This window comes from Cupriavidus sp. F041, assembly GCF_057814235.1.
Genome location: NZ_JBVASY010000002.1, coordinates 94844 through 115149 on the forward strand (window position 1 = coordinate 94844; position 20306 = coordinate 115149).

The window sequence follows — 20306 nt, forward strand, 5'->3', positions numbered from 1 at the left end:
AGGGGGAACGGTTGCTGCCGGCTAATGCCGGCAGCTTTTCGTGCAGGTCCGTTAGGACACTGTAGGATGTAATGGCAGGGGAAGAAGGATTCGAACCTTCGAATGCCGGAATCAAAATCCGGTGCCTTGACCAACTTGGCGACTCCCCTACACAACCGGGCACGTCCATCGTCACATTCAACTGCCTGCGACGCCGAACGAAAAACTATCTATGCGAGCGTTGCGAGCGGGTGGTGCGATAAACTCTTCGCACACCTGCCATCCCATTCGGGAGGCAACCGGTCTAGTACCTGCTGCGCCGTTTGCGAGTCGTTGAATCGCGCAAACACGCAGGCTCCGGAACCGGTCATCCTTGCATGGGGACTGTATTGTCGCAGCCATTCAAGGGCTCGGGCAACTTCGCCGAACTTCACTGTTGCTATCGCTTCCAGGTCGTTGCGACCGAAACCGAACTTGTTTGTGCATCCAGTGAAGTCCGCTATTATGCTGACGGGCGTATCCCTTGTCAAGCGTTCATCCGAAAAAATTGCAACGGTAGGAACATGCTGGCGCGGGTGGATGATCACGAACCAGCTTTCGGGCAATGCGACCGTCGTCAGCTCCTCGCCAACACCCTCGGCGAAGGCGTTTTCCCCGTGCAGGAAGAACGGCACGTCCGCGCCCAGCGCGAGGCCGATACGCTTGAGCTCATCGCGGTTCAGGTGCAGCCCCCACAGATGGTTCAGGGCCAGCAGCGTGGTGGCCGCATCCGAAGAGCCGCCGCCAATGCCGCCACCCATCGGCAGCCGCTTGGCGATGGCGATGTCTGCGCCAAAGCAGGTTCCGCTGGCCTGCTGCAGCGCCCGTGCGGCGCGCACGATCAGGTCGGTCTCGGCCGGGACGCCGGCTACCTCGGTGGTGCGCTCGATGCGGCCATCTTCGCGGCGGCGGAAGTCCAGCGTATCGCTCCAGTCCACCAGTTGGAACACCGTCTGCAACATGTGATAGCCATCGTCACGACGCCCGGTCACGTGCAGGAAGAGATTCAGCTTGGCGGGAGCAGGGCAGCCGCGCAGTTCAGCGGGGGGCAGGGTACGGGCAGTATTCATTGCGCTTGCTCCGGATCGATCACAAGGCGCACGGAGAGCGGGCTGCCGTCGCCATCGCGTGCCAGGTCGATACGGCGCGGCAGCGCCGTGGCTGCGGTTGCCGCGGCAGGGGTTTCCTGCCACGCCACATAGCGTACTGTCCAGCCGTTCTGCGCCAGGGTGGCCAGCCGCCCGCTATCGTCGCGTGTGGTGCGCGCCGGGCTGCCCGGCGCGGGGCGCGCGTGCAGCCAGTCGCGCATGCCGGCCACCGGCAGCGAGAAGCCAAGCGCCTCTTCCAGCAGGGTATCCACCTCGGGCGCGTTGCGCGGGGGCTGGTTGGGGAGGTCGAGCGTCGCGCCGGAAGGGGTGGACGTGACCACGGCGAGCGTCTGCCCCAGCGGCGAGATCAGGTCCAGCCGCACATTGCGGCCTTGCTCGTGCCATTGAAAGCTGCCCTGCACGCCTTCCTCGCGGCCGTAGCGCACGTAGTTGGCGGCGAAGCGTCCGCTGAGGTCGCGCGCCCTGGCGGTCTCGCCGGCGTCGAACTGCCGCGTGGGCGTGATGCTGGCGCAGGCGGCAAGCCAGACGGGGGCGCTCAGGCAGAGCAGGGCTAGGCGTCGGGATTTATGCATGTAGTCTTGCGCCCGCACCGGCGCAGCCGGGCGCCGGGCGTCCGGCCCGGCGGAGGATTGCGGGCTGTCGGATGAATCGGGAGATTACTTGAGCGCGGAGAGCGGCACGTTATAGCGCCGCAGCGTGTCGATCAGGATGACGTTGTCCGGCTCGATCTTGGCGGCTTCGTTCCAGGTCTTGCGTGCTTCGTCCTGCTGTCCGAGTTGCCACAGCACCTCGCCCAGGTGGGCCCCGATTTCCGCTTCGGGCGCCTTGGCATAGGCGTTCCGGAGCAGCTCGGCAGCTGGCTGCAACTGGCCCAGGCGGAATTTGACCCAGGCCAGGCTATCCATGATGTAAGGATCGTCCGGGCCCAGCGCGGAGGCCTTCTCCAGCAACTGGAGGGCTTCCGGCAGTCGCACGTTTCGGTCTGCAAGGGAGTAGCCGAGTGCGTTGTAGCCCTGCTTTGCGTCGGGCTGCATGGCGATCACCCGGCGCAGCCGCTTTTCCATGCTGTCGTAGCGCTTCTCGCGCTCGTCGAGCATGGCCAGCTCGTAGACCCAGTCCGAATTGTCGGGCTCGGCAGCGACGCGCTCCTCCAGCACCTTGCGGACGCGGTCGTAGGCTTTGGCATCGATCAGCATGCCAACCTCGGCTTGCCGGATCGCGGTCATGCGCTGCGCGCGCTGGTCGGGCTCGGCGATATCCTCGGCATCGGCCAACATATCGTTGAACACGGCCTGGGCGTCGTCGAGCTTGCCCATGCGGCCAAGCAGCTGGGCGCGCTTGACGGCGGCCGCGGGCGCCAGGCGGCTGTCGTCGATGCGGTCGAGCCACGCAACGGCGGCGGGGTAGTCTTTCTTTTCCTCGGCGATCTGCGCCAGGTACTGGTAGGCGATATCGGGGCTGGCGGCCGGCACCTGCTCGGCCAGTTGCAGATACTCTTTCAGGTACTGCTCGGCTTCGTCATAGCGTTTGGACTGCAGGCTGGTCAGGCCAAGGGCAAGCGGCACGCGCGGGTCCTTGGGCGCGATCTTGCGCAGGGTCTCGAACTCGGCGCGGGCGGCTTGCAGGTCGTTCTGCTGCAAGTACAGGCGCGCCAGCGTGATATGGCCGTTGACCGAAGCAGGGGCCTTGCCGACGAACGACTTCAGGCCGGCGATGGCCTCGTCCGGTGCGCTGTCGGCGCGCAATTCGGCCGCCATCAGCGCGGCGGCTTCATAGTCGGGGCGGATGCGCTGGGCCTCGTCGAGTTCGGCCAGGGCGCCGGGAATGTCGTTGGCGGCTTCCTTGGCGCGGGCGAGGGCAAGGTGGGTTTCGGCAGAGCGGGCGTCGCTCGCCGTCAGGCGCTGCAGCAGGGCGGCGGCACCGGCGGGATCGCTGGTTCGCGCAAGCTGCTGCTGCATCTGGAGGATCGCCTCCGGCCGGTGGCTCGGCGGCACGCCATTGAGCTGCAGGGCCAGCAAGGGTTCGGCTTCGTCCCAGCGGCCGCTCAGGACCAGCAGGGTGGAAAGGACTTGCCGCGCACCAGCCGAGGTGGGCGCGAGTTCGGTCCACAGGCGTGCAGCGTCGAGCGCTTGCTGCGCGCTGCGTGCATTGAAGGCGATCTCGGTGGCGCGCTGGGCAAAGCGCGGGTCGCGCGTATTGCGGGCCAGTTCCAGGTAAGTCTGGTAAGCCGGACCGACCACGCCGCGCTGGGCCGAGATTTCCGCCGCCAGGACCCGGTACAGGATGTCGGCGCTCAGCGGCACCGCCGGCAGCGGCATCTTCGGCGGCAACGGGTTCGAGCGGACTGGCGTGGCGGCTTCCGCCGCCACCTTCATCGCGGGCTTGCCCTCCGGGGGCGCGGCATGGCTGGCAAGCGGCGCCATGGCGCAGACCGCAAGCGCGGCCGCAGCCGTGGCTGCGAGCCTGTGACGCAGCGGCCGCCGGGTAGAGTGCCGGGTAGGAAGAATTTGAGCGATGGTCATCGGGGTACGGTCCAGGCGGTCCGACATGTGGGTGGGTGCTCCAGCACTCAAGGCGACGGGAATGTTAAAGGCATTGTAGCCTGCCGCTACAATGCCTTGCTTATCCGCATGGCACCAGTATGACTGGGTCTCTGGCGGTTGGAGTGGCACAAAAGGGAGAGGTTCGATGCCAGAGTTGCCGGAGGTCGAAGTGACCCGCCGCGGCTTGCTGCCGCACGTGGTGGGGCGGCGTATAGCCGACGTGGTGGTGCGCCATCGCGGCCTGCGCTGGCCGGTTGAACCGGACCTCGAGTCACAACTGACCGGCCGGGTGATCGCTCGCATCGAACGGCGCGGGAAATACCTGCTGCTGGAGTGTGTGCGCCAGGCTGCGGCCAGCCTTTTCCCGGATGGCTCTCCTTGCCTGCCGCCAGTGGATGACCGGGGCTGGTTGCTGATCCACCTCGGCATGACGGGTACCTTGCGGGTGCTGCCGCAAGCGCCGCCGCCGGGCAGCCACGATCACCTCGACCTGATCCTCGCGGACCCCGCCGACACGCACGCCGATACCGGCACCAGCCTGGTGCTTCGTTTTCGCGACCCGCGCCGCTTTGGCGCGGTGCTCTGGAGCCCGCTCGAAGAGTCGCAGTTGCCAACACATCCGCTGCTGCGCAACCTTGGTGTCGAGCCTTTCGATCCACGCTTCGACGGAGCTTGGCTGTACCGCCTCGGGCGCGGGCGCAGCGCAGCCATCAAGACGGTGCTCCTGGCGGGAGACGTCGTGGTGGGCGTGGGCAATATCTATGCGTCGGAGAGCCTGTTTGCCGCCGGCATCCGTCCCACCACGCCGGCTGGCCGGCTCTCCCTGGCGCGCTGCGAACGCCTTGCCGTCGCGGTGCGGAACACGCTGGCCCGTGCCATCGAGCGCGGCGGCAGCACGCTGCGCGACTTCGTCGGCAGCGATGGCAGCAGCGGCTACTTCCAGCTGGATTGCGCCGTGTATGACCGTGCCGGGCATCCCTGCCGGGTCTGCGGCACCACTATCCGGCAGATCGTCCAGGGCCAGCGCTCGACTTTCTATTGCCCTACCTGCCAGCGCTGAAACCGTGCCGCCTTCCTCACGGCCGACGCTCCACCGAAGTGTTTATAGAGTAACTTCCCGATTCTGTTTCGCCGGGCCGATGGGCCGGCGCAACAGCGAGGCCCGCAGGCGACGCGAATTTCACAAAAGTCCCACGGAAACCTGTATCTTCAATAAAGTAAAAAAGTGTTACAAAGACACCATGTCACCGCCCGGGTGCAGGCTATCGGACATCAAGACGCCAGGCCTGCAGCGCCGTCGCGGGGGCTTTTCGCCAAGCCGATCCCAGTGCCAATGACAACCCTCGCCCTTCAATTCGAACAATACGGCGCCTGGAGAACCGGGGTGCTCAATTCCCTGGCCGAATTCCGCTCCTGGCTGCAGCAGCACGATCTCTACGACGCCCAGGCCGACGAACGCGTCCAGCGCATCCAGGGCGTGCTCAAGAGCGACCGGCTCAAGGTAGCCTTCATCGCGGAGTTCTCGCGGGGCAAGAGCGAACTGATCAACGCCATTTTCTTTGCCGACTATGGCCGGCGCATCCTGCCGTCATCCGCCGGGCGCACCACGATGTGCCCGACCGAGCTGCGCTACGACGAGGCCGAGGCGCCGTGCATCCGCCTGCTGCCGATCGAGACGCGCCTGCAGGAAGCCTCCACTGCCGATTTCCTCGACGTCGACGTGCACTGGCATACCGTGCCGCTCGATCCTTCGTCGCCGGATGGGATGCTAGATGCGTTCCGGCACGTGATCGAGACCAACCGCGTCACCCGAGAGATGGCGGAGTCGCTGGGCTTGTATAGCGAGAACGATCCTGACGCCGCCTACGCGCTCGATGCCGATGGCATGGTGGAGATTTCCCGCTGGCGCCATGCGGTTATCAATTTCCCGCATCCGCTATTGCGCCAGGGCCTGGTGATCCTCGACACGCCAGGTCTCAACGCAATCGGCACCGAGCCCGAACTGACGTTGCGGCTGATTCCGGATGCGCATGTCGTGGTGTTCATGCTCGCCGCCGATGCCGGCGTGACCAAGAGCGACCTGGATCTCTGGCGCAGCCATGTGAGCGCCGGCCACCGCAAGGGCTGCCTGGCGGTGCTGAACAAGATCGACGGTCTGTGGGACCCGCTCAAGTCGCCGGCAGAGACCGCGGCCGAGATTACGCGCCAGGTCACCAACAGCGCCCAGGTGCTGGGGATCGACGAGTCGCGCGTCTATCCGGTGTCGGCGCAGAAGGGCTTGGTGGCCAAGGTCACGCACGATGACGACTTGCTGGCGCGCAGCGGCCTGCCGCAATTCGAACACGTCCTGTCGGATCAACTGATCCCGCAACGGCGGGAGATCGTCGCCGACCAGGTACAGCGTTCCGTGGAGGAAATGGCGCGTGGCGCGCAGCAATTGCTGCAGAGTCGCCGCCGCAGCATCGTCGAGCAGTTGTTCGAGCTGCGCGGCCTGCGCGGCAAGAACCACGCGATGGTCAAGCACATGCTGATGCGTGTGCAGTCCGAGAAGGAAGAGTTCGAGCAGAGCATCGCCAAGTTCCAGGCGCTGCGTCTTGTGTTCGGTCGTCACAGCGCCGACATCATCAAGAGCCTGCAACTGCGCGACGTGCGCCATACCATGCGCGAGCGCCGCGAGCAGATGAAGGAGCGCTTCTTCTCGCGCGGCATGCGCGAAGACATGGACGGGCTGTTCGCCCGGCTAGGCGAACTGGTCAGCGAGGCTGACCAGAAGATCGTCCAGCTCCACCAGCTCACCGACAGCATGTACCGCCGCTTCAATGCCGAGCACGGTTTTACGTTGCCGGCGCCGATCCAGTTCGTCACCGCGCGCTACGTCAGCGAACTGCAGCAGACGCTGGCACTGGCCCAGACGCACTTCGGCGCCATGAGCATGCTGACCCGCTCGCGTCCGCAACTGGTGCAAAACGCGTTCTCCACTGTTGCAAGCCGCGTGCTGGAAACCTTCCGCGATCTCAACCGCGATATCGAGATCTGGCTCAAGTCAGTGATGACGCCGCTGGAGGCGCAGGTACGTGAGCATCAGAAGCAACTGCGTCGCCGGGTCGACTCGATCGAGCGCATCCACGAGGCGACCGACACGCTGGAAAGCCGCATCGCTCAGCTGGAGGAAGTGCTGAACGGGCTGGACGAGCGCAGCGGACGCATCGAATCCTTCTCCCGGCAGATCCTGCGGCCTGACGCCGAAGACGGCCAGCTCAGGGCCGTCGCCGCCTGAAGCACGGCCGGCGCGCGGTGCCGGAGGCGGCAAGGCGGTATCATGACGCGCCGCCGCTTCCGGCGCTGCCGCCTTTCCCGTCACGTTCCCGATGCCCCGCAAGCCAGCCGCTACTCCTGCCGTTTCTTCCGCCGATCTTTCGCTGACCGCCGTTCCCGCTGATTTCGCCACGCGCGTGGTGGATTGGCAGCGCCTGCACGGGCGCCATGACTTGCCGTGGCAGAACACCCGCGACCCTTACCGGATCTGGTTGTCGGAGATCATGCTGCAGCAGACCCAGGTCAGCGCGGTGATCGAGTATTTCCAGCGTTTCGTCGGCCGCCTGCCTACCGTTGCCGCTCTGGCTGAGGCTAGCGCGGACGAGGTGATGGCGCTCTGGGCGGGGCTTGGCTATTACTCGCGCGCGCGCAACCTGCACCGCTGCGCCAAGAGCGTGATGAGCGAGCACGACGGCGTGTTTCCTACCGATCCCGAGGTACTGGTGACGCTGCCCGGCATCGGCCGCTCGACCGCGGCGGCCGTGGCCGCCTTCAGTGCTGGCGTGCGATCCCCCATCCTGGACGGCAACGTCAAGCGCGTCTTCGCCAGGTTCTTCGGCATCCATGGCCATCCGGGCGTCAAGGCGGTGGAGAACCGCATGTGGCAAATCGCGGAGGAGGTGTTGCCCGCGAAGGGGCCTGGACAGGCCGAGGACATGGTGTCCTACACCCAGGGCGTAATGGATCTCGGCGCCACCGTCTGTTCGCGCGGCAAGCCGGCCTGCCTTGCTGCCGCAGCGTCGTGCCCGCTGGTCAGCGACTGCGTGGCGCGACGCGACGGCCTGACCGCCGTGCTGCCCACGCCGAAACCGCGTGCAGCCATTCCCGAGCGCAGCACCGTCATGCTGCTGGTCCGGCGCGGCCGCGAAGTCCTGCTGGCGTTGCGACCCGATAGCGGCATCTGGGGCGGCCTCTGGAGCCTGCCTGAAATGCCGGTGGATACCGTGCCCTTCGATGCCGAACTGGCCGAAGACGCCGCCCTCGAACGCGCCCGCGATTTCGGCACGCCCGGCACCGCCAGCATGGTCGGCGAACTCACCCACGTCTTCACCCACTTCCGCCTGCTGATCCGCGCCATCCGCGTGGACGTCACCGGCCTGACCGCCCACGACGCAGTCAATGGCACCGCGCTACGCTGGCTCTCGCTGGACGATCTCGATGCGGTGGGCACACCGGCACCGGTACGAAAGCTGCTCGAAGCACAGGCGTTGGGGGGATTGTTCTAAAGCTAAAGCCCTTTGCCGCGTGGGAGGCTCAGAGAATATGGTGTTGACGCATGTACTTGTGCACGATCTCGATCCGCATCCCCGCGTCCGGCAGCGCCATCAGCATCTGCTTGGCCTTGAGCGGCACGGGCAGCAACTCGCATAGCCGATTGGCCACCCAGCTCGGGTCATCCCACAGGAACGGCTCGGCAAACGGAAGCTTGCCCGGATGCTCCGCGTGGAGCGAGGCGACGATACGGCGCAGCACAGCAAGGCATTCGCCCAGCAGTTCAAGCTTGCAGTCGATGATGTCGGGCGGCAGCAATTCCGCCTGGCCCACCAGCAAACCATCGGCGCGCACACTGTGGCCTAGCAGCCGGAAGCGCTGGCGCCCGCGCGCACTGATCAACAGCACGCCAAGCTGCTCCATATTGCAGTCGACGATATCCGCCAGGCAGCCGATGGTCTCGGGCATGGTGGGCTCATTGGGGCGAGCTACCTCGTTGCCGCTGGCGATCAGGCAGACGCCGAAGGGTGTGTGATCGCGCATGCATGCGCGCACCATATCCACATAGCGTGCTTCAAAAACGCGCAGCGGCAGAAGGCCATCCGGAAAGAGTACGGTGTGCAGCGGAAACAACGGCAGGCCATCCAGCACAGGCGGTACCGACGATGTACCGGACGAAGCGGTGGTCGAAGCGGATGGGCCGGGCGTGGCGTGTGAGGACATGCTGAGCCAGCAGAGTTTCGGGCGGGAATTGCCGAGCCTGGCCGCGAAACCTGCAGCTGCGGCGTTCAGCCGCCCGGTGCGAGCTCGCGGTGTCTCACCAGCACATTACCATGGGCGCGAAAATAGTTGGCAAGTCTTTCAGCGATGTACACGGAGCGGTGCTGGCCGCCGGTGCAGCCAATGGCGACGGTCAGGTAGCTGCGATTGTCCGCGATGAAACTTGGCAGCCACTTTTCCACGTAGGCACGGATGTCATCGGCCATGGCCAGTACCATCGGCTGGCTCTGCAGGAAGTCGATCACGGGCTCGTCACGTCCGGTCAGCGGTCGCAGGGCCAGGTCGTAGTAGGGGTTGGGCAGCGAGCGGACATCGAACACCAGGTCGGCATCGCTGGGTACGCCGTGCTTGAAGCCAAACGATTCGAACAACAAGGTGAGCTTCAGGTCATCGCCGCGCACGAATTCCTTGATCCACGCGCGCAGCGTATTGGTGCGCACGTTGCTGGTGTCGATACGGTGCGCGGCCTCCGCCAGCGGGCTGAGCAGCTCACGCTCCATCTCGATGGCTTCGATCAGGGACGTGTCGTTGTATGGCGCATCGAGCGCATTGCCTGCAACGCCCGCAGGTTCGGCATTGGCCGAAAGGGCCGCCTTGTCGATACGCATCGACAGCGGATGGCGCCGCCTCGTTTCCGAGTATCGCTGCACCAGCGCATCCGTATTGGCGGTCAGGAAAACCACCCGGACCTGGTGTTCGGAGGCTAGGTTGCGCAGCGTGCCGGGCAATTCGTCCAGCGATTCGCGGCTGCGGATGTCGGTAGCGACGCCAAGATGGGTGTAACCCTGGCTTGCGAGATAGTGAGCCAGCGCCGGAATAAACTGAGCCGGCAGGTTGTCAACGCAGTAGTAACCTGCGTCTTCCAGTACGTTCAAGGCAACGGATTTGCCGGAGCCGGAGATCCCGGTGATAAGTATGATGCGCATAGCATGACAAGCATAACATCAGGTGATGACGCCGTCATGACGGCGAGGCGCCAGCAAAAATGGCGAACCGAAGGGTTCGCCATGGCCGCATGGTAAGTGACGCGGAGGCTTTACTTGGAGAGGCACTCGCTCATGAAGGCTTTGCGCTCGTCGCCCTTCTTGCCGGTAGCGTCCTTGTTGCACGCCGTCATCTTTTCCTGCTGGCTGTTCTTGGCGGGAGCGGCGGCAGGTTTGTTGGACAGGCAGTCGCTCATGAAGGCCTTGCGCTCGTCGCCCTTCTTGCCGGCGGCCTGCGTATTGCAGGCCTTCATCTTGTCCTGTTGGGCATTTGTCGCCGCGGGCGCCGCCGGTGCTGCCGGTTTTGCGGAAGTTGCGGGTGCCGCGGGCGTTGCGGTTGCTGCGGGCGTTGCGGTTGCTGCGGCCGGTGCATTCTGGGCGAAGGCGCCGGTGGCGAAAAGCGGGGCTACCAGCACGCACATCGCGATCATTTTCTTCATGCTTGCTCTCCTGGCTGTGGAAAACTTCATGGCTGCTGGCCATGTCGGCACGGCAACTCGGGCTGGGTTCAATGCCCATTACTGCACAAAACGGCCTGTGCCCCAAACGCGTTGACGAGGGAAGAGCGGACGGATGTAATCAATTGAAAACAGCTCAGGCGCGGCGCTGGCTGCCTAGAGTAGCCGGCCCTGGCCTCGCGACGCCACATCGGCTTGCATTGCGGCGCGCTGGCGGTCCATGAAATCGCGCAGCGTGTCGATGCCGCGCAGGCGCAGGATGGTGTTGCGGACGGCGGCCTCGACCAGCACGGCGAGATTTCGGCCGGCCGCCACCTGGATCTTGACCATGTGGATGGGCAGGCCGAGCACATCCAGATACTGGGAATCAAGCGGCAGGCGTTCGAATTCGCCGTCGTTGCGGCGCACCAGTTGCACCACCAGTTTCAGCTTCATCTTCCGGCGCACCGCGGTCTCGCCAAAGATCGTCTTGATGTCGAGCAGGCCCAGGCCGCGCACTTCAAGCAGGTTTTGCAGCAGGGGCGGGCAGCGGCCTTCAATGAAATCGGGCCCGAGCCGGACAAAATCCACGGCATCGTCCGCCACCAGCCCATGTCCGCGTGAAATCAGCTCCAGGCCGAGTTCACTCTTGCCCAGGCCGGATTCACCCATCACCAGCACGCCCATGCCGAGGATGTCGAGGAATACGCCGTGCATGGTCACGCGCGGCGCGGAAATGCGCGACAGGTAGAGGCGCAGGTGATCGATCACCGCCGCCGAGGACACCGGCGTGGTGAACAAGGGCGTGGAGGAACGCGTGCAGCGCAGTTCCAGGTCGGGCGGCGGCTCCATGCCGTCGGCAATCACCAGGAAGGGCGGTTCCAGCAGGATCAGCTCACCCATCTGGCGCTTGCGCATCTCGTCGTCGAGACGCTGGTAATAAGTGATCTCGGGTTTGCCCAGGACCTGGATCCGGTTCGGGTGGATCAGGTTCAAGTGGCCGACGAGATCCGCCGCGGAAGTGGCTTCACGTGCGAACTCGACATCGAACGCCCGGTCGGCGCCCTCCAGGCCGGCTACCCAGGAGAGTTTGATATCGGCTGCGTTGTCGTCGAAGATCGACTGCGAGGTGACGCCAGTGAGTTCCATGCGGGTGCTTTCAGGAGCAAGCTTTCAGACAGCGGGGACAATTGCCCTGCTCGCCTGCGTAAAGATCGCCGAGGCCGGTCAGGGGTGCCATTGCGTCAGCAACTGGTGCACGTCATCGGGGGTGGGCAGGGTAGCCAGTCCTTCGCGCATCTCGCGGTCGGACAGCAGTTGGGCGATCTCCGAGAGAATCTCCAGATGCTGCTGGGTGGCCTGTTCGGGTACCAGCAGGAAGATCAGCAGCGCTACCGGCTTGCCGTCGGGAGATTCGAAGGGGATCGGCTCGGCCAGGCGCATGAAGGCAGCCAGTGGCTGCTTCAGTCCCTTGATGCGGCCATGCGGAATGGCAACCCCGGCGCCAAGACCAGTGGACCCCAGCGATTCGCGGGCGAACAGGTTGTCGGTCACGGTAGCGCGCGCCACGCCATGGTTGTTCTCGAAGAGGAGCCCGGCCTGTTCGAACACGCGCTTCTTGCTGGTGACGCTGACGTCGAGGTTGATGTTGCCGGGTGGCAGCAATTTAGCCAAACGATTCATGTGGAATGCGCAGGGTTTTCTAGTAAGCAGGCCCGGGGCCGGGAGGCGTCGCGCCGGGCAAAAAAGAAGAAAAAACCAAGGTCCGAAGTTTCACCGGGTGTCCCCCTGCCGGTGTCGGGCGTCTGGCCATTATAGAGCAGGCCCGCCCCCGCCTTGTGCATTGCAATACCCGATGCGCGGAAGCGGTGCCGCGTGCACGGAAAAATCGTTGAGGCTAAGAACTATGTATTGCACAGCATACACCGGTCCATATGCCTTGCGGAATCCCCCGCGTGGTCCCGGGCGAGCGCCAGGAACGAAAAAGCCGCGCTATGGGCGCGGCTTGATTCCGGTTTCAAGGGAGTGACACCGGCGGCCCGGTCTGTGGGCCACCAGGCACGGTCATTGCTGCATCTGCGATGCGGCCATCTGATACTTGACCGCTTCGCGGTCGTGGCTTTGCACGCGATCCTTATGGCGAATCACCTGCCGGTCGAGCTTGTCGACGAGCGCGTCGATAGCGGCATACAGGTCTTCATGATGCGCTTCGACAAAGATGTCCTTGCCCTTGAGATGTAGATTGATTTCCGCGTACTGCCGCCGGTCCTTTTCTTTTGTATTGTCGACAGAGAGCAGCACACTTACGCCAATGACTTGATCAAAATGCCTGACGATACGCTCCAGTTTCGTTTCCACGTACTCACGCAGCGGGGGCGTGATGTCCAAGTGGTGTCCACTGATCTTGAAGTTCATAGCGTTTCTCCTTCTGAAAGAGTTGCACCAGGCAGGCGATGCAACTCGGCTACAAAGTCTTACGGAGAGTAACTGCCGGAATCTTGAGCGCCTCGCGGTATTTGGCAACGGTACGCCGTGCCACTACGAAGCCTTGCTCGCCGAGCAATTCGGCAATCCGGCTGTCGGACAAGGGATTCCTGGCGTCTTCGGCTCCTATCAGTTGCTTGATCAACGCACGAATTGCCGTTGACGAGGCCGCGCCGCCGGTTTCTGTGGAAACGTGACTGCCGAAGAAATACTTCAGCTCGAAAGTCCCCATCGGCGTTGCCATGTATTTATTGGTAGTCACCCGAGAGATGGTGGACTCGTGTAAACCCAGTGTATCGGCAATCTCCCGCAAAACCAAGGGGCGCATCGCAATTTCACCGTGGGTGAAGAAGTTCTTTTGACGTTCGACAATTGCTTGTGCAACGCGCAATATCGTGTCGAACCTTTGCTGGATATTCTTGATCAACCAGCGTGCCTCCTGCAGTTTTTGCTGCAGTCCCGCGGCACCCGCATCGCCTTTTGCACCGCGCAATATCTGTGCGTACATGTCGTTGATACGTAGCCGCGGCATCACATCCGGATTGAGCTGCGCAATCCAGCCGCCATTCAGTTTTCGGACAAAAACATCGGGCACGACGAAGTCGGCTTCGGGACGGCTGTACGCATGGCCTGGATAAGGCGCCAGCGAGCGGATCAGTTCATGCGCCGACTTCAGTTCCGGCTCATCCACCTGCAACGCTTTTTTCAGGCGCGTGTAGTCGCGCACCGCGAGCAGTTCCAGGTGATTGGTGACAATGGTCAGCGCCAGGTCGCGCTGCGGATGCTTGAGGCGGCGCAATTGCAGCGCCAGGCATTCGGCCGCATTGCGTGCGCCGACACCAGGCGGATCGAAGCTTTGCAGCAGGGTAAGGACGGCCTGGATCTCGTCGACCTCGAATTCGAGTTCCTCCGGCAGTTCGCTGCAGATTTCCTCGAGCGAGGCGCTCAGGTAGCCGTCGTCGTCCAGCGACTCGACCAGGAAGATGGCCAGCCCCTTGTCGCGCAACGAAATTTTCAGCGGCGCGAGCTGTTCCATCAGATGTTCGCGCAGCGTGGGTTCGGCGTCGCGCAACTGCATCGGGGTCTTTTCGTCGTCGTCGCCTTGCGGGCGGCGGGCGAAGTCGTCGAGGCTCCAGTCGTTGCCGTAGTCCTCGTTGCTGTCGGAATAGCTGTCTTCGGCCTCGGGCGCGCCGTCGGGGCGGTTCTCGCTGGTGCCCTGGCCGTCGGCGGGCGCCGGCGCGGGAGCGCTCTGCATGTTGACCGAGCCGTCGGCCGCAACGCGCAACGGGCTGTCGAGCCAGTCGTTCTCGCGTTCGAGCAAAGGGTTCTCGGTCAGCGCCTGTTCCACTTCCTGCTGCAGTTCGAGCGTGGACAGTTGCAGCAGCCGGATCGACTGCTGGAGTTGCGGCGTAAGCGCGAGATGCTGCGAGAGGCGGAGCTGTAGCGACGGTTTCATGCGACCTATTTTATGCCCAACTTCCGTGCCGGTGGAACGGAAATTGCTATCGCTGATGACGCCGTGATCGTTGCAGGGTAAAAGGCGACACCGGGGCCACCTTGGGCACAAGGTCGCCGCAGCTGCCGCTTGCTGCCGTGCGCCGCGTTACATGCGGAAATTCTCGCCCAGGTAGACCTTGCGCACCGACTCGTTGGCGATGATGTCTTCAGGCCGGCCCGAGGCCAGCACAGCGCCTTCGCTGATGATGTAGGCGTGATCGCAGATGCCCAGCGTCTCGCGCACGTTGTGGTCGGTGATCAGCACGCCGATATTGCGCGCCTTGAGGAAGCTGACGATGCGCTGGATCTCGCCCACCGCGATCGGGTCGACGCCGGCGAAGGGCTCGTCGAGCAGGATGAAGCGGGGCGCCGAGGCCAGGGCGCGGGCGATTTCCACGCGGCGGCGTTCGCCGCCTGACAGTGAAAGCGCCGGATTGTCGCGCAGGTGGGCAATCTGGAGGTCATCGAGCAGCGTGTCCAGCCGGCGCTCGAGTTCGGCCTTGCCAAGTGGCTTGCCGTCCTGGATCTGCAATTCCAGCACCGCGCGGATGTTCTCCTGCACATTCAGCTTGCGGAACACCGAAGCTTCCTGCGGGAGGTAGGACAGGCCCATGCGTGCTCGTTCGTGAATGGCCAGGCCGCTGATGTGCTTGTCGTCGAGCACGATGTCGCCCTCGTCCAGCGCCACCAGTCCCACGATCATGTAGAAGGAGGTGGTCTTGCCCGCGCCGTTGGGCCCCAGCAGTCCGACCACCTCGCCGCTCTTTACGTCGAGGGACACATCCTTGACCACTGTGCGCGAGCCGTAGCGCTTTTTCAGGTGGCGCACGACCAGCGTGCTGCTGTCCTTCAGGGTGGCGGGCTGGGAGGGTGCGGTTTGGGTAACGGTCATGAAGGGTGAATCCGTGGATCGGGCGACGCGGCGGCGTCAGGGATTGACGGGGGCGGGCGCAGGCTTGAGCGGCAGCGGGGCGCCGGCGGCGCCGCTGGCGGGTTGCTCCTGGCGCGGCGACAACACGGCGCGCACGCGACCGGACGGGCTGCCCGCCGTCGCGTTCTCCGCGCCGCCGCTGGCGGTGTAGAACTCGTTGCGGCTGTCGTAGGTGATCACTGCGCCGCGGATCTCGTCGACCAGCTTGGCGCCGGCCAGCCGCGCCATGCGTGCGCGGCTGATCAGCTTGGACAACTCCTGCTTGCCGTCATACTCAATGCGGTCGCCCCAGCCGTCGATGTATTCGTCGACGTTGTCGCGTTTCTGGCGGATATAAGCCTGCTTGCCGCCCTTGGACGTAGCCACGGCGTACTGGTAGCCCTCGGGATCGGTGCGCACTTCGGCCGCGTCGGATTTCAGCACCATGGTGCCCTTGGTCAGCACCACGTTGCCAGTCAGCACATAAACCTGCTTGACGTCGTCATAGCTGGCGTTGTCGGCTTCCAGCACCAGCGGTTTCTCGCGGTCGGCTTTCTCCGCGCTGGCGGGCGCGGCCAGCGTGAGGCCGAGGACGGCTGCCAGCGTCAGCAAAGCGGCCGTGCTGCGGCGGCGACAGGACGATGTCGTCAGGAATGAATTCATGTTGGCGTGATGGCGGTTGGCGCGGACGGCTGTGGCCCGCGGGCGGCTTCGTTTCCTGGCGGCTGTTTCCGGGCAAAGCGGGCAGGGCTGCGCGGGCGGCACCCGCCTGGGTACCGTTTGCGCCCGCTCGCCTGGCCAGCACTGCTTCGCTTCATCTGGCAACAGCCTCTCGGGTCTTTGTTATCTGGGCTACTTCGCGGGACTCGCCGGCGGACCCGTAATAATGGTGCCGCGTACGTTACCCAGCAATTGTACTTCGCGGGTGACATTGTTGAAGATCAGCCCGTTTGCCGTCATCACCGACGGGCCGCGGGTCAGCTTGACGGCTTTATCGGTCTTCACGATGTCATCATTGATCAGCACCTGGAAGTACTCCGAGGCGGCTGTCATCCGGGGATCCTTGGCCGGGTCCGGCCCTTGGGCGCGCACGATAAAGGCATTGCCGAACAGGTCGATCACCGAGCCTTCCGCGTTCATCGTGCCGCGATCGGAGTGGCCCGTGACGGGCGGCCGGTCGATTTCGTATGCCCGCATGGCCGGACGCGTCACTTCGTAGGTCTGGTCATCCTCGAAGTGGATCATCTTGTCGCCGGTGAACCGCATCTTGGTGTTGCCGTCCTCGGCCAGTTCGGTGGCGGAGAAGCGGATCATGTAGTAATCGGGCTCATGCTTCTTGCCCACCGGCCCGGTGGCGGCTTCTTTCGGGGAATTGACCTGCACCAGCCAGAAAGTGCTGCCCGCCACTAGCGCCATCAACAGCAGCGGCAAGGCGCGCATTCCTAGCCGGCTCAGGGAGGACAGGATATCCCGCATAGTTTGTGCGTGCCCTCAGATGACCTTGGCGCGGGTCAGGTCGTGGATGTGCAGGGCACCGACCAGGCGCTGGTCGGCATCGACCACCAGCATCTGGTTGATGCGGTTCGCCTCCATGACCTGCACGGCTTCCACCGCCAGCTGGTCCGGCCCCACCGTATGCGGCGAGCGGTGCATCACCTCGCTGATGGGCACGGTCTTCCAGTCGCGAGGGGTTTCCAGCAGGCGGCGCAGGTCGCCGTCGGTGAAGACGCCGATCAGGCGGTCGTCCGGATCCACCACCGCAGTCATGGCCATGCCCTTGCGGGTGATTTCCATCAGGGCCTGCGCCAGCGGCGTGCTTTCGCGTACCTTGGGCACCGCGTTGCCGCTGCGCATGACGTCGCGCACATGGGTCAGCAGCTTGCGCCCGAGCGCGCCGCCCGGATGCGAGCGGGCAAAGTCTTCCTCGCCGAAGCCGCGCGCGTCCAGCACCGCCACCGCTAGCGCATCGCCCATCGCCAGCGCGGCGGTGGTGCTGGCGGTGGGGGCCAGGTTAAGCGGGCAGGCCTCTTTCTCCACTCCGGCGTTGAGGTGGGCGTCGGCCAGCTTGGCCAGCGTGGAGGCGGGGTTGCCGGTCACGGAGATCAGCTTGGCGCCGATGCGCTTGACGATTGGCACGATCGACAGCAGTTCGGCGGTCTCTCCGGAATTGGAAAAGGCAATCAGCACATCGTCGCGCGTGACCATGCCCAGGTCGCCATGGCTGGCCTCGGCCGGGTGCACGAAAAAGGCCGGCGTGCCGGTCGATGCCAGCGTGGCCGCGACCTTGCGGCCGATGTGTCCCGACTTGCCGATGCCCGACACGACGACGCGTCCGCTGCAATTCAGAGTGAGTTGCACGGCCTGCGCAAATTCGCCGTCCAGGCGGCCCGCGAGGGCGGCGACGGCATCGGCTTCGATCTGGAGGGTCTCGCGAGCGAGCCGAAGTGCTCGATCCGCATTGAAATTAGCTATCATGGCGACGAAGTATACCAACGAATGCGATGGCGCTTGGGCTGTTCCTGGGATCGGGCGGCCGGGGCGGCTGCCGTGCTTGCCGCAATCCGCCGGCAGGGCCGCCCGAGCCGGGTTGTCCTGGCCCGGTGGTGGCGTACCCTGATCCTTCCGATGCACTCTCCGCTGGACCTGACCCTTGTGCTGCTGGCCGCCGCCGTGTTCGGCGTGGTCGCCTTTCGCATGCTGCAATTGCCGCCGATGCTGGGGTACCTGGTCGTCGGCATCCTGATCGGGCCGCACGCGCTCGGCCTGGCCAGCGATACCGCGCAGACCAAATACCTGGCCGAGTTTGGCGTGGTCTTTTTGATGTTCTCGATCGGGCTGGAGTTCAGCCTGGGCAAGCTCAAAGCCATGAAACGGCAGGTATTCGGCCTGGGCGGCTCGCAGGTGGTGCTGTCGCTGCTGGTGGTGATACCGGCGAGCTGGGCGTTCAACTGGCTGTTTCCGCTGTCCTGGCAGGCTTCGGTGGCGCTGGGCGGCGCGCTGGCCATGTCGTCCACCGCGATCGTCTCCAAGATGCTGTCGGAGCGGCTGGAGCTGGAAAGCGAGCACGGGCGCAATATCATCAGCATCCTGCTGTTCCAGGACCTGGCGGTGGTGCCGCTGCTGATCGTGATTCCGGCGCTGTCGCGCGAACCCGGCGACATGGCGATGGCGCTCGGCCTGGCCACGGTCAAGATCGTGGCGGCCCTGAGCCTGATCTTTTTTGTCGGCAAGCGGGTCATGAGCCGCTGGTTCCATGTGGTGGCGGCGCGCCGGTCGCAGGAACTGTTCATGCTCAACCTGCTGCTGGTCACGCTGGGCATGGCGGCGCTGACCGAGCGGCTGGGCCTGTCGATGGCGCTGGGGGCCTTCATCGCCGGCATGCTGATCTCCGAGACGCCGTACCGCCATCAGGTGGAGGAGGACATCAAGCCCTTCCGCGATGTGCTGCTGGGGCTGTTCTTCGTCACCATCGGCATGTTGCTCAATATTCACGTGGTGCTGGATCACCTGTGGCTGGTGCTGGTGTTGCTGATCGTGCCGATCATCTTCAAGCTGCTGCTGATCGCCGGCCTGGCGCGCCTATTCGGCTCGCGCCAGGGGGTAGCGATCCGCACCGGCCTGGGGCTGGCGCAGGCTGGCGAGTTCGGTTTCGTGCTGCTTAACCAGATCGACGGCCTGAACCTAGTCGATCCGGTGCTGATCCAGGTCATCCTGGCCTCCATGCTGCTGTCGATGCTGGCGGCGCCGTTCCTGATCCAGTACAGCGACGCCATCGTGCTGCGCTTTGCCGCCAACGAATGGCTGATGCAGTCGCTCAATATGACGCGCATCGCGGCGCAGAGCCTGCAGACCGAAAAGCACGCCATCATCTGCGGCTTCGGCCGCAGCGGCCAGAACCTGGCGCATATGCTGGAGCGGGAGGGCATCACCTACGTGGCGCTCGACCTTGACCCGGATCGGGTGCGCGAGGCCGCCGCCGCGGGCGACACGGTGGTGTACGGCGACGCGGGCCGGCGCGAGGCGCTGATCGCGGCGGGCCTGCATCGGGCGGCTGCCTTGATCGTCACTTATAACAACACGCCCTCCGCCCTCAAGGTGCTGCACCACGTGCAGGAGCTGGAGCCGGCGCTCCCCGTCATCGTGCGTACCATGGACGACTCGGAGCTCGACATCTTGCAGAAGGCGGGCGCCACCGAGGTGGTGCCGGAAAGCATCGAGGGCAGCCTGATGCTGGCCTCGCACGCCCTGGTGCTGCTGGGTGTGCCGATGCGGCGGGTGGTGCGCGGCGTGCAGCAGGCGCGCGATGCGCGCTACAGCCTGCTGAGGGGCTACTTCCACGGACGCGACGACGAGGAGGATATGGTCGAGCGTGAGTCGGTGCGGCTGCAGTCGGTCTCGCTCGGCCCCGAGGCCACGGCGATAGGGCGGCGGCTGGGCGCGCTAGGGCTGGACCGCATCGGGGTGGAGGTGACGGCGGTGCGCCGACGCGGCATCCGCGCGTTCGATCCGCAGCCGGAAACCGTGCTGGAGCCGGGCGATATCGTGGTGCTGCGCGGGCAGCCCGAGGCGCTGGAGGCGGCCGAGCAGCGCATGCTGGCCGGTTGAGACGCCGCGGCAGGGAATGCAGCCTTATGCCGCCGCGCGGCTGGCCGGGCGCGCCGCTTCCGCCCAGGATGGCGGCAGGCCTTCCAGCACGGCCCGCGCATCGAGCGAGCCGACCGGCACGCTCTGATCGGCGGGAATGCGGCCTTCGCCTTGTAGCAGCAGGTAGCGCAGGCAGCACACGCGCAGGAATGACGTGAAGTTCGCCGCCTCGCCCCGGTACGCCGTCAGTTCGTCGTGCAGCCGGGTGATGAGCTGGCCCACGCTCATGCCGTCGCGCCGCGCCAGCGTTTCGAGCACTTCCCAGAACAGGCTTTCCAGCCGGATGCTGGTGGCCACCCCGTGCAGCCGCAGGGAGCGCGACTGGCCCTCGTACGACTGCGGGTTGGCCCGGATGAAGATTTCACACATAGAAC

The 20306-nt window shown here is 64.8% G+C and carries 19 protein-coding genes and 1 tRNA gene; 4 read left to right on the forward strand and 16 right to left on the reverse strand.

Going from position 1 to position 20306, the window contains the following annotated elements; all coding sequences use genetic code 11:
- Positions 1-72 precede the first annotated feature (72 nt).
- The 4 genes from ACZY0R_RS17455 to ACZY0R_RS17470 form a co-directional block, all read right to left on the reverse strand.
- Positions 73-149 (reverse strand) — tRNA-Gln (locus ACZY0R_RS17455).
- 60 nt (positions 150-209) lie between these two features.
- The gene (ispE, locus tag ACZY0R_RS17460; RefSeq protein WP_488859927.1) at positions 210-1088 is read right to left on the reverse strand and encodes a 4-(cytidine 5'-diphospho)-2-C-methyl-D-erythritol kinase; all 879 of its coding nucleotides are present in this window, start codon (positions 1086-1088) and stop codon (positions 210-212) included.
- Positions 1085-1699, reverse strand: a complete 615-nt coding sequence (lolB, locus tag ACZY0R_RS17465) for a lipoprotein insertase outer membrane protein LolB (RefSeq protein ID WP_045241344.1) — start codon at positions 1697-1699, stop codon at positions 1085-1087. Before lolB ends, ispE begins: the two co-directional genes overlap by 4 nt.
- Before the next feature lie 84 nt (positions 1700-1783).
- Entirely contained in the window at positions 1784-3676 is a 1893-nt protein-coding gene (locus ACZY0R_RS17470) for a tetratricopeptide repeat protein (protein ID WP_488859929.1), read from the reverse strand.
- A 139-nt stretch (positions 3677-3815) separates the two neighbouring features.
- Between ACZY0R_RS17470 and mutM the strand changes: the two genes are divergently transcribed.
- The 3 genes from mutM to mutY all read left to right on the forward strand — a co-directional run bounded on the left by mutM (position 3816) and on the right by mutY (position 8211).
- A complete protein-coding gene (gene mutM, locus ACZY0R_RS17475; protein WP_488859931.1) occupies positions 3816-4730 on the forward strand; it encodes a bifunctional DNA-formamidopyrimidine glycosylase/DNA-(apurinic or apyrimidinic site) lyase in 915 nt (304 codons plus the stop codon).
- Positions 4731-5003: 273 nt separating this feature from the next.
- On the forward strand, positions 5004-6947 hold the full coding sequence (locus ACZY0R_RS17480) for a dynamin family protein (protein WP_488859933.1): 1944 nt from the start codon (positions 5004-5006) through the stop codon (positions 6945-6947).
- 91 nt (positions 6948-7038) lie between these two features.
- Positions 7039-8211 (forward strand): A/G-specific adenine glycosylase, encoded by a 1173-nt coding sequence (gene mutY, locus ACZY0R_RS17485; RefSeq protein WP_488859935.1) that lies wholly within the window; start codon positions 7039-7041, stop codon positions 8209-8211.
- A 28-nt stretch (positions 8212-8239) separates the two neighbouring features.
- Here mutY and ACZY0R_RS17490 read toward each other — a convergent pair whose 3' ends face one another.
- The 11 genes from ACZY0R_RS17490 to ACZY0R_RS17540 form a co-directional block, all read right to left on the reverse strand.
- The gene (locus ACZY0R_RS17490; protein ID WP_488859937.1) at positions 8240-8920 is read right to left on the reverse strand and encodes an LON peptidase substrate-binding domain-containing protein; all 681 of its coding nucleotides are present in this window, start codon (positions 8918-8920) and stop codon (positions 8240-8242) included.
- 65 nt (positions 8921-8985) lie between these two features.
- Entirely contained in the window at positions 8986-9903 is a 918-nt protein-coding gene (gene rapZ, locus ACZY0R_RS17495) for an RNase adapter RapZ (RefSeq protein ID WP_488859939.1), read from the reverse strand.
- A 110-nt stretch (positions 9904-10013) separates the two neighbouring features.
- Positions 10014-10400, reverse strand: coding sequence for a PsiF family protein (locus tag ACZY0R_RS17500; protein ID WP_488859941.1), 387 nt, complete (start codon positions 10398-10400; stop codon positions 10014-10016).
- A 174-nt stretch (positions 10401-10574) separates the two neighbouring features.
- Positions 10575-11546, reverse strand: coding sequence for an HPr(Ser) kinase/phosphatase (gene hprK / locus ACZY0R_RS17505; RefSeq protein ID WP_006159437.1), 972 nt, complete (start codon positions 11544-11546; stop codon positions 10575-10577).
- 78 nt (positions 11547-11624) lie between these two features.
- Positions 11625-12080 (reverse strand): PTS IIA-like nitrogen regulatory protein PtsN, encoded by a 456-nt coding sequence (ptsN, locus tag ACZY0R_RS17510; RefSeq protein WP_006159436.1) that lies wholly within the window; start codon positions 12078-12080, stop codon positions 11625-11627.
- Positions 12081-12461: 381 nt separating this feature from the next.
- Positions 12462-12812, reverse strand: coding sequence for a ribosome hibernation-promoting factor, HPF/YfiA family (hpf, locus tag ACZY0R_RS17515; RefSeq protein ID WP_006159435.1), 351 nt, complete (start codon positions 12810-12812; stop codon positions 12462-12464).
- A gap of 49 nt (positions 12813-12861) precedes the next feature.
- Positions 12862-14337 carry an RNA polymerase factor sigma-54 gene (locus ACZY0R_RS17520; protein WP_488866006.1) on the reverse strand — a complete coding sequence of 492 codons (1476 nt, stop codon included), beginning with the start codon at positions 14335-14337 and terminating at the stop codon, positions 12862-12864.
- Between the two features lie 147 nt (positions 14338-14484).
- On the reverse strand, positions 14485-15270 hold the full coding sequence (lptB, locus tag ACZY0R_RS17525) for an LPS export ABC transporter ATP-binding protein (protein ID WP_045241335.1): 786 nt from the start codon (positions 15268-15270) through the stop codon (positions 14485-14487).
- Positions 15271-15306: 36 nt separating this feature from the next.
- Positions 15307-15951, reverse strand: coding sequence for a lipopolysaccharide transport periplasmic protein LptA (gene lptA, locus ACZY0R_RS17530; RefSeq protein ID WP_488859944.1), 645 nt, complete (start codon positions 15949-15951; stop codon positions 15307-15309).
- A 189-nt stretch (positions 15952-16140) separates the two neighbouring features.
- A complete protein-coding gene (gene lptC, locus ACZY0R_RS17535) occupies positions 16141-16764 on the reverse strand; it encodes an LPS export ABC transporter periplasmic protein LptC (RefSeq protein ID WP_488859946.1) in 624 nt (207 codons plus the stop codon).
- A gap of 15 nt (positions 16765-16779) precedes the next feature.
- Entirely contained in the window at positions 16780-17763 is a 984-nt protein-coding gene (locus tag ACZY0R_RS17540; protein ID WP_488859948.1) for a KpsF/GutQ family sugar-phosphate isomerase, read from the reverse strand.
- A 150-nt stretch (positions 17764-17913) separates the two neighbouring features.
- On the opposite strand from ACZY0R_RS17540, the gene ACZY0R_RS17545 reads away from it, so the two are divergent.
- Positions 17914-19893, forward strand: a complete 1980-nt coding sequence (locus tag ACZY0R_RS17545; RefSeq protein WP_045241332.1) for a monovalent cation:proton antiporter family protein — start codon at positions 17914-17916, stop codon at positions 19891-19893.
- A 24-nt stretch (positions 19894-19917) separates the two neighbouring features.
- On the opposite strand, the gene ACZY0R_RS17550 is transcribed toward ACZY0R_RS17545, so the two are convergent.
- Positions 19918-20301 carry a ribbon-helix-helix domain-containing protein gene (locus ACZY0R_RS17550; protein WP_045241331.1) on the reverse strand — a complete coding sequence of 128 codons (384 nt, stop codon included), beginning with the start codon at positions 20299-20301 and terminating at the stop codon, positions 19918-19920.
- Between the last annotated feature and the right edge of the window lie 5 nt (positions 20302-20306).

Excerpts from the sequence above, each read along its gene's own strand:
- ispE (WP_488859927.1), bottom strand. The coding sequence starts at position 1,088 with ATGAATACTGCCCGTACCCTGCCCCCCGCTGAACTGCGCGGCTGCCCT.
- lolB (WP_045241344.1), bottom strand. The coding sequence starts at position 1,699 with ATGCATAAATCCCGACGCCTAGCCCTGCTCTGCCTGAGCGCCCCCGTC.
- ACZY0R_RS17470 (WP_488859929.1), bottom strand. The coding sequence starts at position 3,676 with ATGTCGGACCGCCTGGACCGTACCCCGATGACCATCGCTCAAATTCTT.
- mutM (WP_488859931.1), top strand. The coding sequence starts at position 3,816 with ATGCCAGAGTTGCCGGAGGTCGAAGTGACCCGCCGCGGCTTGCTGCCG.
- ACZY0R_RS17480 (WP_488859933.1), top strand. The coding sequence starts at position 5,004 with ATGACAACCCTCGCCCTTCAATTCGAACAATACGGCGCCTGGAGAACC.
- mutY (WP_488859935.1), top strand. The coding sequence starts at position 7,039 with ATGCCCCGCAAGCCAGCCGCTACTCCTGCCGTTTCTTCCGCCGATCTT.
- ACZY0R_RS17490 (WP_488859937.1), bottom strand. The coding sequence starts at position 8,920 with ATGTCCTCACACGCCACGCCCGGCCCATCCGCTTCGACCACCGCTTCG.
- rapZ (WP_488859939.1), bottom strand. The coding sequence starts at position 9,903 with ATGCGCATCATACTTATCACCGGGATCTCCGGCTCCGGCAAATCCGTT.
- ACZY0R_RS17500 (WP_488859941.1), bottom strand. The coding sequence starts at position 10,400 with ATGAAGAAAATGATCGCGATGTGCGTGCTGGTAGCCCCGCTTTTCGCC.
- hprK (WP_006159437.1), bottom strand. The coding sequence starts at position 11,546 with ATGGAACTCACTGGCGTCACCTCGCAGTCGATCTTCGACGACAACGCA.
- ptsN (WP_006159436.1), bottom strand. The coding sequence starts at position 12,080 with ATGAATCGTTTGGCTAAATTGCTGCCACCCGGCAACATCAACCTCGAC.
- hpf (WP_006159435.1), bottom strand. The coding sequence starts at position 12,812 with ATGAACTTCAAGATCAGTGGACACCACTTGGACATCACGCCCCCGCTG.
- ACZY0R_RS17520 (WP_488866006.1), bottom strand. The coding sequence starts at position 14,337 with ATGAAACCGTCGCTACAGCTCCGCCTCTCGCAGCATCTCGCGCTTACG.
- lptB (WP_045241335.1), bottom strand. The coding sequence starts at position 15,270 with ATGACCGTTACCCAAACCGCACCCTCCCAGCCCGCCACCCTGAAGGAC.
- lptA (WP_488859944.1), bottom strand. The coding sequence starts at position 15,951 with ATGAATTCATTCCTGACGACATCGTCCTGTCGCCGCCGCAGCACGGCC.
- lptC (WP_488859946.1), bottom strand. The coding sequence starts at position 16,764 with ATGCGGGATATCCTGTCCTCCCTGAGCCGGCTAGGAATGCGCGCCTTG.
- ACZY0R_RS17540 (WP_488859948.1), bottom strand. The coding sequence starts at position 17,763 with ATGATAGCTAATTTCAATGCGGATCGAGCACTTCGGCTCGCTCGCGAG.
- ACZY0R_RS17545 (WP_045241332.1), top strand. The coding sequence starts at position 17,914 with ATGCACTCTCCGCTGGACCTGACCCTTGTGCTGCTGGCCGCCGCCGTG.
- ACZY0R_RS17550 (WP_045241331.1), bottom strand. The coding sequence starts at position 20,301 with ATGTGTGAAATCTTCATCCGGGCCAACCCGCAGTCGTACGAGGGCCAG.